The organism is Kosakonia oryzendophytica, assembly GCF_027886705.1.
Lineage (GTDB): Bacteria > Pseudomonadota > Gammaproteobacteria > Enterobacterales > Enterobacteriaceae > Kosakonia > Kosakonia oryzendophytica.
In genome coordinates this window covers 2454072-2469026 of sequence record NZ_CP115659.1, presented here as the reverse complement: position 1 = coordinate 2469026, position 14955 = coordinate 2454072, and the positions used below count along the sequence as shown (strand labels likewise).

The 14955-nt window shown below is 52.7% G+C and carries 10 protein-coding genes; 3 read left to right on the top strand and 7 right to left on the bottom strand.

All coding sequences use genetic code 11. From position 1 onward, the window contains the following. Nucleotides 1-42 precede the first annotated feature (42 nt). A complete protein-coding gene (locus tag O9K67_RS12015; RefSeq protein WP_061496058.1) occupies nucleotides 43-2340 on the top strand; it encodes an FdhF/YdeP family oxidoreductase in 2298 nt (765 codons plus the stop codon). A 161-nt stretch (nucleotides 2341-2501) separates the two neighbouring features. Continuing rightward, complete coding sequence (locus O9K67_RS12010; protein ID WP_061500044.1) at nucleotides 2502-3182, top strand: DUF2076 domain-containing protein; 681 nt, start codon at nucleotides 2502-2504, stop codon at nucleotides 3180-3182. Between the two features lie 211 nt (nucleotides 3183-3393). On the opposite strand, the gene O9K67_RS12005 is transcribed toward O9K67_RS12010, so the two are convergent. The 3 genes from O9K67_RS12005 to O9K67_RS11995 form a co-directional block, all read right to left on the bottom strand. Beyond that, nucleotides 3394-5091, bottom strand: coding sequence for a methyl-accepting chemotaxis protein (locus tag O9K67_RS12005; protein ID WP_061496060.1), 1698 nt, complete (start codon nucleotides 5089-5091; stop codon nucleotides 3394-3396). A 154-nt stretch (nucleotides 5092-5245) separates the two neighbouring features. Next, entirely contained in the window at nucleotides 5246-6364 is a 1119-nt protein-coding gene (locus O9K67_RS12000) for an S-(hydroxymethyl)glutathione dehydrogenase/class III alcohol dehydrogenase (RefSeq protein WP_061496062.1), read from the bottom strand. A gap of 33 nt (nucleotides 6365-6397) precedes the next feature. Then, nucleotides 6398-6673 carry a metal/formaldehyde-sensitive transcriptional repressor gene (locus tag O9K67_RS11995; RefSeq protein WP_061496064.1) on the bottom strand — a complete coding sequence of 92 codons (276 nt, stop codon included), beginning with the start codon at nucleotides 6671-6673 and terminating at the stop codon, nucleotides 6398-6400. A 326-nt stretch (nucleotides 6674-6999) separates the two neighbouring features. Between O9K67_RS11995 and O9K67_RS11985 the strand changes: the two genes are divergently transcribed. Beyond that, nucleotides 7000-7461, top strand: coding sequence for a DUF3828 domain-containing protein (locus O9K67_RS11985; protein WP_271044657.1), 462 nt, complete (start codon nucleotides 7000-7002; stop codon nucleotides 7459-7461). Nucleotides 7462-7881: 420 nt separating this feature from the next. Here the strand turns inward: O9K67_RS11985 and O9K67_RS11980 are convergent, their stop codons facing one another. The 4 genes from O9K67_RS11980 to O9K67_RS11965 all read right to left on the bottom strand — a co-directional run bounded on the left by O9K67_RS11980 (nucleotide 7882) and on the right by O9K67_RS11965 (nucleotide 14475). Continuing rightward, the gene (locus O9K67_RS11980) at nucleotides 7882-8346 is read right to left on the bottom strand and encodes a hypothetical protein (RefSeq protein WP_061496069.1); all 465 of its coding nucleotides are present in this window, start codon (nucleotides 8344-8346) and stop codon (nucleotides 7882-7884) included. Between the two features lie 377 nt (nucleotides 8347-8723). Beyond that, on the bottom strand, nucleotides 8724-8984 hold the full coding sequence (locus O9K67_RS11975; protein ID WP_061496071.1) for a hypothetical protein: 261 nt from the start codon (nucleotides 8982-8984) through the stop codon (nucleotides 8724-8726). A gap of 57 nt (nucleotides 8985-9041) precedes the next feature. Continuing rightward, the gene (locus O9K67_RS11970; protein ID WP_061496073.1) at nucleotides 9042-9989 is read right to left on the bottom strand and encodes a diguanylate cyclase domain-containing protein; all 948 of its coding nucleotides are present in this window, start codon (nucleotides 9987-9989) and stop codon (nucleotides 9042-9044) included. Then, nucleotides 9970-14475 carry a hybrid sensor histidine kinase/response regulator gene (locus tag O9K67_RS11965; RefSeq protein ID WP_061496075.1) on the bottom strand — a complete coding sequence of 1502 codons (4506 nt, stop codon included), beginning with the start codon at nucleotides 14473-14475 and terminating at the stop codon, nucleotides 9970-9972. Before O9K67_RS11965 ends, O9K67_RS11970 begins: the two co-directional genes overlap by 20 nt. Between the last annotated feature and the right edge of the window lie 480 nt (nucleotides 14476-14955).

The window sequence follows — 14955 nt, the reverse complement described above, 5'->3', positions numbered from 1 at the left end:
AAATTAGACTAACGCTGTAACAATCCGTCTCCGGAAGAACAGATGAAATTCAAAACGGCTATCAAACCTTACCACGCTGCTGCCGGTGGTCTGGGTTCGCTTGAAGCAACCACACGCTTCGTTATTGACAGCAAAAATGCCCTCAAGAATATGCGCAACCTGCTGCGCATGAATAAAGCCCGCGGCTTTGACTGTCCTGGCTGTGCCTGGGGCGACGACAATAAAAGCACCTTCAGTTTTTGTGAAAACGGCGCCAAGGCCGTGACATGGGAAGCCACCCGTCGGCAGATTGACGCCACCTTCTTTGCGCAACACAGCGTGAGCGCCCTCACCCGTCAAAGTGACTACTTCCTTGAGTACCAGGGGCGACTGACCGAACCGCTGCGTTACAACCCACAAACCGATCACTATGAGCCGGTGAGCTGGGACGATGCCCTGACGATGATTGCTGAGCATATTCGGGCGATGGATAACCCGGATCAGATGGAACTCTACACCTCCGGCCGCGCCAGTAACGAAGCATCTTATCTCTACCAGTTATTTGGCCGCATGGTCGGCACCAATAACTTCCCTGACTGTTCTAATATGTGCCACGAAGCAAGCGGTGCAGGGCTAAAACGCAGCATTGGCGTCGGTAAAGGTACGATTCATCTCGCCGACTTTGACAAAGCGGATGCCATTTTTGTGTTCGGGCAAAATCCCGGAACCAACCACCCGCGTATGCTGCACAGCCTGCGCCATGCCGCCGATCGCGGTGCACGGATCGTGACCTTTAATACCCTGCGTGAGCGGGGCCTCGAGCGTTTTGCCGACCCGCAAAAACCGCTGGAAGTAGTGACGCCGATGGCGGGCGTGATCAGTTCCTCTTATTACCAGCCGAATCTGGGCGGTGATATGGCTGCCGTACGCGGGATCGCCAAAGCGTTGCTGGAGACCCAGCGCCAGCGCCTTGCCGCCGGTGAAACAGGGATTTTCGACGACGCGTTTATTGCACAGCACACTCAGGGCATTGAGGCATGGTTTGCGCAAATCGACGCCACCGACTGGAGCACCATTGAACAACAATCCGGTTTACATCAACAGCAACTGCGTGATGCTGCTGCCGTCTGGCAGCAGGCAGAACGGGTGATCTGCACCTGGGCAATGGGCATTACCCAGCATAAACACTCGTTGGACACGGTGCGTGAAATCACCAACCTGCAACTGCTGGGCGGTCATCTTGGTAAACCTGGTGCGGGGCTCTGCCCGGTACGCGGCCACAGCAATGTGCAGGGTAACCGCACAATGGGCATTGATGAGAAGCCCCCGGCAGCGCTGCTGGACAGCCTCGCCCGCCATTTCAATTTTGAACCCCCGCGCGCACGCGGCCACCATACGGTGGATGCCATTCAGGCGATGCTGCGTGACGAGGTGAAAGTGCTGATCGCCTTAGGCGGTAACCTCGCCGCTGCCGCGCCGGACACACCACTTACCTGCGAAGCGCTGCGCCGCTGCGGGTTGACGGTCTATATCAGCACCAAACTGAACCGCAGCCACCTGATGCCAGGCAAACAGTCGCTGATCCTGCCAACGCTGGGGCGCACAGAAGAGGATGTGCAAGCAACCGGCCGCCAGTTTGTGACGGTGGAGGACTCCTTCAGCATGGTCCATGCCTCGGAAGGGATCGGTAAACCGCTGGCGGCAACGCAACGCTCTGAAACGGCCATTGTCGCCGGGATCGCGCATGCCACTCTCGGTACAGAAAAGCTGGACTGGCTGGCGCTGGCAGACGATTACAACCTGATCCGCGATCACATTGCCGCCACACTGCCCGGTTTTCAGAACTTCAACGCCCGCTGCGAAGCGCCAGGCGGGTTCTGGCTGGGGAACGCCGCAGCCGATCGGCGCTTTAACACGCCCTCCGGGAAAGCGGAATTCAGCGCAGCACCGCTGCCGCAATCGGTATGCCCGGAAACGGACGCGCCATTTGTTCTGCAAACCCTGCGCTCTCACGATCAGTACAACACCACCATTTATGGACTTGATGATCGATACCGTGGCGTTTACGGGCAGCGCGATGTGGTGTTTATGCACCCGGACGACATTCAGTCGCTGGGGTTAGCGGACGGCGATCGGATTAACATTGAGACCTGCTCCACCGATGGGATTGTGCGCCGGGTAGAAGATTTCCGTCTCGTTGCTTATAACATCCCGCGCGGGAATCTGGCAGCGTACTACCCGGAAACGAACCCACTGGTTCCCCTGACCCGTTTTGGCGAGGGGACCGGCACCCCGACATCCAAATCTATTCCGGTCGTTATCACCCCGTCCCGACCTCGCGACACCCTGCGAATTGCCTGAGGTTGACCCGGTACGTCGTCATGGATGTAAAAGGCCCGATTCGGGCCTTTTTTACGTCATCGCTGCAACCAATCTTAAACAAACATTTCACTCGCCAGACACGTATTCGTGGCACTGATAAACTCAATCATATCCATCATAGCGACCGGAAGGTTATTGCCATGCAATATGAAGAACAGCAGCTTATCAACGGCCTTTTTCAGCGTCTGAAACAGACTGAGCAGCAGAACAGCCAACGGGATGCTGACGCAGAGCGGCAAATTGCGGAGTTCGTTAAGCAGCAACCTGCTGCGCCCTACTATATGGCGCAATCCATTTTGATTCAGGAAGCCGCACTGAAACGTCTGCAAGCCAGAGTCCAGGAGCTGGAAAGCGAGCTGGCGGCACAAAAAAGCAAAGCGACATCAACAGGCGGCAGCTTCCTTGGCGGGTTGTTCGGTGGCGGTAAGAGCCAGAGCGCACAGCCGGAAAATAACTGGACCCCACCACCGCAACCCGCACCTGACTATGCGCGCCCGGCGGCGTCCACGCCTCGCGGCGGCGGTTTTATGGCTGGCGCATTGCAAACGGCTGCGGGCGTCGCGGGCGGCGTGGTGCTTGCCGAGATGCTGACCAGTATGTTCCATCAGTCCCGTCCGGAAGAGATCGTCAACATCATTGAAGAGCCCGCGACGACCACAGGTGGTACGGCGTTTGATGCAGGACAGAACGACCGTTTTAACGATGTTTCTGACTCGCATTTCCTCGACAGTAACGATCCGTACCAGACGGATAACGACAACTATCAGGATGATGATTTCGATGACAGCGACTATAGCAACGATGATGACAGCTTTATTTAATCATCCCTGGCGTTGAGGATAAAATAGCGATGCCACCTGGCAGTGATGCCCGGTGGCATTTCTCTTTCCGCCGCCGGAAACCCGTCAGTGGATTTGACAAATAGCCTCACGCTGCCCCGTTTCTGACGGTAGCACGGGCATACGGATCCCCCAGATTCAGGCCCCAAAAAAAAGAGGCCTTACGGCCTCTTTCGTATTTCGGGTCTGGCAATCAGAACGTTTCCCAGTTCTCACCGTTCACCAGCGCAGGACGCTGCGATTTAAGGGCTTTCGGCGTTGACGACGATGATGATGATGCACTACGCTGCGGCGCAGCACCACTCAGACGGAATGCCCCCACCGCTTCGGTCAGGCGCGCAGCCTGCTCTTCCAGCGATGCCGCAGCAGCAGAAGCTTCTTCCACCAGCGAGGCGTTCTGTTGCGTCACATTATCCATTTCCGTGATCGCCTGGCTGACCTGCGTAATACCTTTGCTCTGTTCGTCAGAGGCAGCGGCAATCTCCAGCATGATATCGGTCACGCGTTTGACGGCCGTCACGATCTCTTCCATGGTTTCACCTGCCGCAACCACCTCACCCGACCCTTGTTCAATCAGGCTGACGGAGTCGCTGATCAGCGCTTCGATCTCTTTCGCGGCCTGCGCACTGCGGCTGGCCAGCGTACGCACCTCACTCGCAACCACGGCGAAACCACGCCCCTGCTCACCCGCACGCGCGGCTTCAACGGCGGCGTTCAGCGCCAGGATATTGGTCTGGAAGGCAATACTGTTAATTACTGCGGTGATTTCAGAGATTTTGCGGGAGCTGGAGGTAATATTGCCCATCGTCTGCACAACGCCAGACACAATCTGCCCGCCTTTGGTGGCTTTGCCGGAAGCATCGCGTGCCAGGTTGCTGGCATGGTGGGCGTTGTCGGCGTTCTGTTTCACCGTTGCCGTCAGTTGCTCCATGCTGGCTGCCGTCTCTTCAATAGCCGCCGCCTGCTGCTCGGTACGGGAGGAAAGATCGGTATTACCGGCAGAGATTTCGCTGGTACCACGGTAGATCTCTTCTGCCCCCTGACGAACCGTAGAGACAGTCGTTACCAGTGAATGCTGCATTGCCTGCAAGTCACTGCTGAGACGACCAATTTCACTGCGACCTGCCGCTTCGTCCGCGACGGTCAAATCCCCGGAGGCAATGCGCGCAATGCGCTGTGCGGCACGTTGCAGCGGGTTAATGACCACGCGGCGCAGCACGGTGAAGGTGATCACAGTCAGCACCAGCGCAAAGGCAAACGCGGCCGCCATAAACATCAGACCAAGCTGTGTGCGGCTGTGCGCTTCTTCGGTCAAGTGCTGCGCACGTTCAGTACGAATTTGAATGGCTTTCAGCAACACCTCGTTATAGGTGTTGTCCAGCACGCGGGCTTGTTCACTTTCGTGGTTAATAATGGCTTCGAACATGCCGTTTTTGGCATATTTCAGCATCGGTTGCATGCCCGCGATGTAGGCATTAAACCGGGTAGTCAGATCATCATCCAGCGCCTGGTCCGCCGGGGTTTTTACCGAACGTTCCATATATTGTTTAAAGCTATCCGACGACTGCTGGATACGCTTTTCGGCGTCAGACACGTTTTTTTTCATATCATCCATTTCGGCGATGCGGCTGGCCGCACCTGCGTGGATCAGGTTGAGACGTGCGATGCGTAAGTTGTTAGAGCTGTTAGATAATCCCATGCGCACCTGAATTTCTTTCGTCACATCCTGCTGGTCGCGGTCTGCTTGCATCAGGAAGTAGCCTGCCAGGCCTGAACTTAATGCAAACAGCATCAGGATGCCGCCGAGAATAGCTGAAAACAGGGGAACCAGGCGAATATTGTGCATAAATCCAATGCCTTGTGTTTTTTGCATTGCTGCTTTGTTATCCATGGCTATCGACTCTCATATTGATCTGATACGTACATCAGGGATGATATATAGGCATCGGCAATAATTGGATTATTCTTATGGCGAAAAGCGATACAGCGGTCACAGATTTGGAGATTAATGACGCCAGCGGTTACACCGCTGGCGTGAGGCGGGATCAGTTCTCGCCGAAATGGATAACGGTGCGGATGGATTTCCCTTCGTGCATCAGATCAAACGCGTCGTTGATCTGCTCCAGTGGCATGCGGTGCGTGATAAACGGATCGAGGCGAATTTTGCCCGCCATCGCGTCTTCCACCATGCCCGGCAACTGGCTACGCCCTTTCACACCGCCGAAGGCGGAGCCACGCCATACACGGCCCGTCACTAACTGGAATGGACGGGTGCTGATCTCCTGACCGGCGCCCGCAACACCAATAATCACGCTTTCGCCCCAGCCTTTATGGCAGCACTCCAACGCCGAGCGCATTACGTTGACGTTACCAATACACTCAAAGCTAAAGTCCACGCCGCCGTCGGTCATTTCCACGATCACATCCTGAATCGGACGCGCGTGATCGTTGGGGTTGATAAAATCCGTCGCGCCCATCTCTTTTGCCAGCGGGAATTTATCCGGGTTGGTATCGATAGCGAGAATGCGCCCGGCTTTCGCCTGCACTGCGCCCTGGATCGCCGCCAGACCGATACCACCGAGGCCAAAAATCGCTACAGTGTCGCCCTCTTTCACTTTCGCCGTGTTGTGTACCGCGCCGATGCCAGTAGTCACACCGCACCCCAGCAGGCAGACTTTATCCAGCGGCGCGTGTTCGTTGACTTTCGCCAGCGAGATTTCCGCGCAAACGGTGTATTCGCTAAAGGTACTGGTGCCCATATAGTGGAAAATCGGTTCACCGTTATACGAGAAACGGGTCGTACCATCCGGCATCAGACCTTTCCCCTGAGTCGCACGGACGGCCTGACAAAGGTTCGTTTTGCCGGATTTACAGAACTTACACTCGCCGCATTCTGCCGTGTAGAGCGGAATAACATGATCGCCCGGTTTCAGACTGGTAACTCCTTCGCCAATTTCCACAACGATACCGCCACCTTCATGGCCGAGCACCGCCGGGAAAACACCTTCCGGATCGTCACCAGAGAGGGTAAATGCATCCGTGTGGCAGACGCCGGTATGGGTAATACGCACCAGCACTTCGCCTTTTTTTGGCGGTGCAACATCGATTTCAACGATTTTCAGCGGTTGACCCGGTCCGAACGCTACAGCTGCACGTGATTTCATAAGTCTGTTCCTTTTTTGTGAGTACCTTGATGCTTATTTTAGATAAGAGCGCAAAAGATGACCGACTTCCGCCATGCGCACCGCACGTTGATCGGCTGTGGTGTCGCCAGCGACCAGTTCATCTTTGAGGTGAATTTCAACCATTTCGCCCATCAGGCCGTTGGCTGCGCCGCGAATGGCGGCGATTTGTTGCAAAATCGCGATGCAAGGCTCACCGCTTTCCAGCGCACGCTCCAGTGCATCAACCTGCCCGCGGATACGACGCACACGCGTCAACGCCCGTTTTTTGTCTTCAGGTGAATGTGGCATAAAACCTCCTGCATACTATAGGGGGGTATACTACATGGGAGGTGGTTTTGCTGTAAACGTCAGGTTTTATGTGGGTATTGTGAATGTCACAAGGTCTTTATCGGTGACCTCCTAAGGCGTATATTTCAGTACCTTGCATTGCCACAGTCAGCAACGCCAGAGAAAGGTGATGTTGCGATTATTCAGCCTTACCAAGGCGGGAACGGAATCGGCCATATGACGATGTTTGAGGGTAAAACAGGGTATGCTGATTTCAAACAAAGGGATATGTACCCGGGACCTAAGTACCGGCAATTCCGCCCACCTTATGTTATTTACAGGAAAAAATGATGCGTTACCTGCTTACCTTGTTACTGGCTATTTATATTCCTTTTGCCAGCTCAAATACTGAGACGGATATTCAGAAAAGTATGACTGATTTTTATTCATTCTATTTACATGAATATGATAAGACACCATCAGGTGACATTATCAAAATGGATAAAATGCATCAGTGGGTGTCAAAAAAATTACTGGCACGTATGGCCGCTATTTATGAAATGCCTGAGCAGGAATTACTTGAGGCGGATTATTTTATTTATGCTCAGGATTATGATCCTGCATGGATACCACGTATGAAAGTATCCCCTGCTTATCGTGATGGTGACAGTATGAAGCTGGATGTCTGGTTGGGTATACAGGGCAATAAATTGAAGCATTTGCAGGTCTGGACCCATAAGGAAGATGGAGAATGGAAAATCTGGCGGGTGATTGATGCCGGGAACCATATCGAGCAGAAGCTCTATTGAGTTCATATATTATTCGGTTAATAAAGTCCGTGCCGGCACGGGCTTTATTACTGCTTATTTACCCACTGAACAGACAGATAGTTAGGGATAATCCGACATGAAATAGATCCTGACAGGATAAGAATGGCTTGGGGATTTCAGGCTATCCGGAAAGCTCCGCAGGACATATCTGCATTTTTGATGGAAAAGTTTAGGTCAGTGATTTTGTTCAACTCCATGGAATGTACCCAGGAATCGCATACAGAAGGCGTCATCCTTCCTTTAAAATCTACAGCTATGATTAATATGAAAGCCTTAAGCCTCGTTTTGCAATTATTGGGTTTCGTATACCGTCGGTGACGCCTGCTCCTTGCACATAGCAGCCATCTGTAATACACGACAGGCGGCTATGAGTCGTGGTTCTTAAGTTAATATTATGATCTACAAAGTGAATTTCCGCGTCGATTTTAACTCTTTCGCAGCGGAATGAGGCGCGCACAGACCATAAATGATCGAAGAGTAACTACGGAAGTTATCATCTATTATCTGACAACTGCACTGGAAAGGCTCCCCAGCGGTTGAGCATTCATGCAACTGGATATGCTCGGCATCAGCGTTAAAGTCGATCGTAATGTTAGCCTCTTTTACCCAGCGTTCAGGTACTTGCTGTTTAATCAGTAAGCTCTCGAGCATGTCTGCGTAGTGATGCGTAATAAAACTGAGCAGATCACAGACGGTACTGATCTTAAGAGTGCTAAGAGAAAAAGTTATTGATGTGAGGCCGTTATTGATGGCTAATGATTTTAACTGACCAAGAGACCAGTATCCTTTAAAGTCGTTATTTCGACTAACAAAGCTCCCTGTAAGAGCGTTAGCTATACCTTGAAGTTCACGTCGACGAGCCATTGACTATTCCCTGATTGGTTTCCATGTTCATCATGAGCAACGTTAGTGTCGATGACATCCTTGTGCCAGTTTAGGCTGCCATTTTCCTGTTCTGAACCGCTATTAGTCATTGCCATTCGGCGCAATTGGTTACATCCGCGCCTTGCACTCAGCAGCCTTCCCCACCTCACCGTTCCCGTCACTGTGTCTTTGGGTAATACACAACGTTAACCAGTGTAACCCAATTGATCTCTTCTTGAGGGCACTAATAATCTACTGATATTCGCCCCATTCTCCGAAAACGCACAGTTCTCCGTAATCTCAGCGGCGAGTTTTTTCGTTGAATCATACCACCAGTCGCTCACCGCTCTTTTCCGTCCAGAACGTAAAAATACCTTTTACGAGGATAACGCATAAATAGTGGCAAATATCGTCGACGAGATAGCGTAATCCTTTGCGAACTCCTCAAGGGCCTGGAGATTTTCCTTAAAGTGCGTGATCATCTTATCCGTCGCGACGGATTCATTTTCCGCCGTGGTGTCAAAAGGCAGTTTATAAAAACCGTCCGCTTTCAGTTTGCTTTTAATTTCAGGCGTCACGCTGTCCCTGGCGTAAACGTTAATCGCGATATCATTTGCATAAAAAACGTATTTATTCATTTTTGTCTCTTATTCCATCGTTATCATTGGGTGGTGCTGTCTGCGCCTTTCAGCAGGTCACCCATCCGTTGTATGTAGACTCGACACCCGGTTACGCCCGGCGGATTTGCTTTGATAAAGCGCCGTGTCGGCGTCGTGCAGCAATTGGGTCCAGCTACCGGCTTGTGTGGGGATAGTCCATGCAATACCAATGCTCAGAGTGACAAACGGGCCGATATCAGACGTGGCATGAGGCAGTTCCAGCGCTTTTAACGCCTCCAGTATGGCGTTTGCACAGAAGATTGCACCCTTTTCATCCGTGAACGGCAACAGGCAGGCAAACTCCTCGCCACCATAACGAAATGCCAGATCCGCCGGGCGATGAAGCGTGGCTTTCAGGGTGGACGCAATGGTTCGCAAGCAGTCATCCCCGGCCAGATGCCCGTAATGATCGTTATAGCGTTTGAAAAAATCGACATCCATCATCAGCAGCGCAATGGGGCGCTGTTCCCGACGGCAGAGCAGCCAGTTTTTAGTGAGTAACTCATCGAACCGGCGGCGATTGAGCAAGCCCGTCAGACCATCAAGCCAGGCAATATTACGCATATTGTCCATATACAGCTTGAGCGTCAGATGGGTAATGGCTCGGGCCCGAACCACCGCCGGGTTAATCGGTTTAGCGATAAAGTCCACTGCGCCAATTTCGAAGCCATAGGCTTCAACGTCCGCTTCGGTCTCTGCGGTCACAAAAATCACCGGGATAAACTCAGTCAGGGGATCGGCCTTCAGGCGTCGGCAAACCTCGTAACCGTCCATCTCCGGCATAATAATATCCAGTAGGATCAGATCGGGTTGCTGCTCTTTTGCCAGCGCCAGCGCCTTCTCACCGTTTGTCGCCATCAGCACATCAAACTGTTCGGTAAAGACGTCGTTTAACAGGCGAATGTTGATAGGCTGGTCATCAACGATCAGCACACGAGGCTTAATGCCTTGCTGGTTCAGCTCCTCAAGCATTTTTTTCCACATCCCGCACCTCCTTAATCTGCTCCAGCACCTGCTTCGCCCTGTTAAAGTCGAGATTTTCGGTCGCCTGAACAAGCGCCTCCGCGAATGACTGCCATGCCGGGTTCTGACTCAGTTGCCAGGCGAGTTGTTCTGCCTGATCGACGGCCTTCATATTGCTGCTGTTAAGACTCTGCGACAGGTCATCTATCAGCCTGTCCAACTCAACCTGAGCAGGTTCAGGTACATCCGGGGCGGGCATCATGCCTGCCACCCACTGGCTGATATTGCGGTGCTCTTCCTGTGCCAGGTCTTCAATCTGTGCAAGTATCTCATCCAGTTGTCGGGCTTTATCCTGCTCACGGGCAGTTTTTAATGCCGACTCGCTGTTAACAACATAGTGATAGAGATTATCCAGCCCGACGGAGCCAGTGGTTCCCTTCAGGGTATGCAGCGCCATCATCGCGGCTGGCCAGTCTTCATTGCGGCGCGCGTCTCGTAAAGCGGTCACCAGTTCGGAAAACGATGGCATAAATGCGCGCAGTAATTTTTGATAAATGATCAGGTTTCCGCCAAAACGCTGTAACAGTTGGTTCGAGGCCGGTTTTACATCAGCGGCAGCCTCGACGGCGTGGGTCTGCCGCCCGCTAATTTGCAGGATCACGGCAATCACATCCGTGAACACCAGCGGTTTACTGATATGCCCGTCCATACCGGCAGCAAGGCAATTCTGTTTATCTGATTCGCTTACGTTCGCCGTCATCGCCACAATCGGCAACGTTGCGAATGCCGGATTCGCGCGTATCCTTCGGGTGGCTTCAAAGCCATCGATGTCCGGCATTTGCAAATCCATCAGTACCATATCGAATCTCTGGCGCCCCTGAATCACCGTATTGACCCCCTCTTCTCCCCCGGAGGCAATAGTCACGAGCGCGCCTTCGCTCATCAGCAGCTCTCTGACTACGGTCTGGTTAAACGCATTATCCTCCACCACCAGTAAAGACAAACCGGCCAGCATATGACTCGCGGCCGGGTCAGGGCTGGTGTGAGATTTATCGCTGGCAGACGCTGTGCTTATGGCGTCCAGTAATTGCTGCGGGGTGATGGGTTTCGACAGGACTTTATCCAGCGGCGAGTGCGCACCGGTATCCGGCAGATCTTCATGGTGCGCTGCACTGAGTAAAATCAACGAGGGTATGCGCGGCAACTGCATGTCATGACGAATATGCTCTGCCAGAGCAATGCCGTCCATCTCCGGCATGATCCAGTCCAACAACACAGTATCGTAAGGCGTACTGGCATCGGAGGCGGCTTTCACTTTCCGGATAGCCTCGGCGGCGCTGGGCGTGCTGTCGGCCTGGACATGCATTGCGCGCAACATGTCCACGATCAGCGTTCGGGCAATCAGATTATCGTCCACCACCAGTACGCGCGGTGTGTCACCGCTAATGTGCAGAGGCTGCCAGGTGACGCGGGTATCGCGCGGGAAGTGCAGTTCAAAGGCGAAGGTACTGCCATGCCCAAGCTCACTGTCAACGGTGAGTATGCCGCCCATTTGCTCAACCAGACGACGGCTAATAACGAGCCCCAGTCCGGTTCCGCCATAGCGCCGTGAGGTCGAGGTTTCGGCTTGAGTAAACACATCAAATATCCGTTTCTGCTGCGCTTCGCTGATGCCAATGCCGGTATCAGACACGCTGATACGCACATCAACACTCTGCTCAGATAACGCCAGCAGTCGGGTTTGTACAATCACTTCCCCTTTCTCAGTGAATTTGATCGCATTGCTGACCAGGTTGATCAGGATTTGCTGCAATCGCTGTGCATCACCAATGATGTTCGGCGGCAGGGAATTATCGAGATCGAACAGCAGCTCCACGGATTTGTTACGCAAATTACCGGAAAGAATGATTGCCAGTTGCTGCATCAGACTGTGCAAATCGAGCGGATTCAGATCCAGTTCCAGTTTACCGGCATCAATTTTTGAGTAGTCCAGGACATCATTCAGCAAACTAAGGAGCGATGTTGCGGCGACATGTGCCTTGAAAGCGAAATCATGCTGTTTTTGCGTTAGCCCGGTTTTCAGCAGCAGTTGCAGCATACCCAACACAGCATTCATCGGCGTACGGATTTCATGACTCATATTGGCAAGGAACAGGGATTTCGCGGCGTTCGCCGCATCGGCCTGTTCTTTGGCTTCAATTAAATGCAATTTCAGTAAGCGATCTTCGGTAATGTCCTGATTTATTCCGGTCACGCGAACCGGCTGACCGTTGCTGTCGTATTCAATGTTGGCGGCAGCCTGAATAAAGTGCTGCGAGTTATCACTACGAAGAATGCGAAATGTCGGAAGATACTCATCGTGCGTGACAATGGCGCGGCGCAGATCATTGACCGCAATGTCGACATCTTCCGGATGGATACGCGAGGCCCAGCGCTGGAATGTTAACCCGTTTTCCGCAAGCGATGGCGGCAAATCATAAAGCTCATACATCTTGTCGTTCCACTCCAGCGCATCGGTGGCTATATTCCAGCTCCAGATCCCCAGCTCCGCCGTTTTCGAAGCAATCAGCAGGGTTTGTGTGGTCGACAATAACTGATCGCGGGTGGCCTCCAGCGCTTGCTGGGCCTGGCGCTGTTGCGTAATATCCGCCGCAATACCGAGATAACCAATGATCGCGCCGTTAGCATCGCGCATCGCCGTGACCACCAGATTGACGGGGAAACGCGTACCATCCTTGTGCTGATAGGTCCACTCAAAATGTTCCGGACGACCATTGCGCGTATGGTAAATTAAGACATCAAACCCTTGAATATCTTCATTATATTGTTCACTGAGTTGTTTACTCCGCGCGAGGATTTCTTCTGGCACATGCAGTATTTCCGGCGTCGCTTTCCCCACCATATCCGCCTCGCAGTAGCCCAGCATCCGCTCCGCGCCACGGTTAAACAGACGGATGGTGCCATCCAGATCGGTGGCAATGATCATAAATTCATACGTGGCGGATAACACCGTGCTGAGCATTGCGTTGACGGTGGCCAACTCTTCGGTACGCTGCCTGACCTGCTGCTCCAGATTGATATTAAGATCGCGGATGCGCTGCTCTGCTTCTTTCTGGAGTGAAATGTCCCGCACACTTTTCGATGCGCCAATGACCTTTCCGTCAGCGGAACAGATGGGGGCTATCGTTGTAGCGACAGTCAGCTCCGAGCCATCTTTGCGATGGCGCACCGTCTCCAGGCTTTCGATAGGCTGCCCGGACATCACCCGTTGCAGGATCTGGCTCTCTTCTTCTTTCAGCCGCGCGGGGATAATCAAGTCCACCATCTTCTGCCCGATAGCTTCCTGGCGGGTATAGCCAAACATGCGTTCGGCCCCCTTATTCCAGCTAATCACTGTTCCGGTGGTGTCCTTCCCGATAATTGCATCAACGGAGCTTTCCACAATCAGCGTGAGCTTATTTTGCTCAATGAGCAGCCGTTTACGATCGGCATTGCGAGAGACGGCAATATTGACCAGCATAACGAGGATCAGCGTCATCCCCCCGCCCAGCAGCGCGATCCACACTGGGGAAAGCAGATTCAGCCCGGCGACCCAGGCGGGTGTAACGGTCAATGTAAAACGCCAGATCCTGCCCAGAACCGGAATATCTTTGCTGTAGGGATAAAGCCCCTGTTCACTGCTGTTGCGGTAAAACTCCTCAACATCCTGTGGATTGGTTGCATCCTGCAGCGACAAAATGAGCTGGTCATTACGAATGCCGGACCCCGCGAGAATTTCATGCACATTTAATGGCGCAAAAGCCCAGCCAAAACCGCGCTGCATTCTTTCCATGGCGGTGGCGGGGGTTTTTGCGCCGTCATAGATGGGCAGCAGAATTAAAAATGCATCCAGCTGCTGGGGTGAAGAATATTTCAGGGTTAAGGGTGATGTGATAACGGCATCGCCGCTCAGCATGGCGTTATCCGCCGCCAGCTTGCGCATATATTCTGACGCAATATCCAGGCCTATGATATTCGCGTTACTGCTGACGGCAGCAGGCTCCATATATTCAATAATGTAATGTTCGTGCTGGTTCAGCCCGATGGAGTAGATTCGGAAATCGGGGCGACCTTCTTTGCGTTCTTCAGCCAGATAATCAGCAAGTTTCAGGTGCGGTACTCTGCGAATAAACCCAAAGCCTCTTGCCCCCGGGAAGTCTCTGCTCAAATCTAACGATTGGGCAAAACCGACAAAACCCTGGTCTGTCACCTCGCGGCCACCGCTACTGAGGACTGCCGTGCGGGCTTCGTACAGGCCATACCGATATCGGTTGACTCTTTCCATTAACTCGTTGAATTGTGGCTCTGCATTTTTAATGACCGATTGCCGGATATGCTGTTCATTCAGCCGGTGCACCACCAGAACGGCCACCAATGTAAGCAGCAACCCTGCCACCAGGGTGATTATCGTTACCAGTTGTGGGCGGCGCTTTTCTTGAATCTGATAGTTATTTCCCGATGGCTGCATACAGTGTCCCGGAATATATTCTCTGGTGGGTCTTCGCACACCAGAAATACCGATGGTAACGTTAACGCCCTTTACCATTACTTAAATCATTTATCGCCAGAACCGAACACCCATTTCGCCGCCACACCGCGACCATTTTCGCCATCACAGATTTTACATAAGCGCTATTTCAGGCTGAAGTTTTTGGTGTTTCAGCGCCTTGCATAAAAACTGACCGTGCATGGAACAGACTGTCGCACCAGCCTTTAGGGGTTTTGTGAGTGATACAGAATTAATAATAGCAACACTCTTTGGATTGCCAGTAATTTTTCAAACCTTAGCAGCCCCCTACCTCACCGCCACAGGGCACTCAAAATGGTGAGGCATTTTGCGGGTCAGGCTGGTGAGCATGAACCCGAGCAACCATATAAAAATTACTCAGTAAACTTTTGAAAATTTCTTTAGGTTTTACGCAGCGACATTAAATATTGTTATTAACCA

What these genes read in the sequence shown, in the direction of transcription:
- O9K67_RS11975 (WP_061496071.1), bottom strand. Translation starts at nt 8,984, where the DNA reads ATGAATAAATACGTTTTTTATGCAAATGATATCGCGATTAACGTTTAC.
- O9K67_RS12015 (WP_061496058.1), top strand. Translation starts at nt 43, where the DNA reads ATGAAATTCAAAACGGCTATCAAACCTTACCACGCTGCTGCCGGTGGT.
- O9K67_RS11965 (WP_061496075.1), bottom strand. Translation starts at nt 14,475, where the DNA reads ATGCAGCCATCGGGAAATAACTATCAGATTCAAGAAAAGCGCCGCCCA.
- O9K67_RS11995 (WP_061496064.1), bottom strand. Translation starts at nt 6,673, where the DNA reads ATGCCACATTCACCTGAAGACAAAAAACGGGCGTTGACGCGTGTGCGT.
- O9K67_RS11985 (WP_271044657.1), top strand. Translation starts at nt 7,000, where the DNA reads ATGATGCGTTACCTGCTTACCTTGTTACTGGCTATTTATATTCCTTTT.
- O9K67_RS11970 (WP_061496073.1), bottom strand. Translation starts at nt 9,989, where the DNA reads ATGTGGAAAAAAATGCTTGAGGAGCTGAACCAGCAAGGCATTAAGCCT.
- O9K67_RS12000 (WP_061496062.1), bottom strand. Translation starts at nt 6,364, where the DNA reads ATGAAATCACGTGCAGCTGTAGCGTTCGGACCGGGTCAACCGCTGAAA.
- O9K67_RS12005 (WP_061496060.1), bottom strand. Translation starts at nt 5,091, where the DNA reads ATGGATAACAAAGCAGCAATGCAAAAAACACAAGGCATTGGATTTATG.
- O9K67_RS11980 (WP_061496069.1), bottom strand. Translation starts at nt 8,346, where the DNA reads ATGGCTCGTCGACGTGAACTTCAAGGTATAGCTAACGCTCTTACAGGG.
- O9K67_RS12010 (WP_061500044.1), top strand. Translation starts at nt 2,502, where the DNA reads ATGCAATATGAAGAACAGCAGCTTATCAACGGCCTTTTTCAGCGTCTG.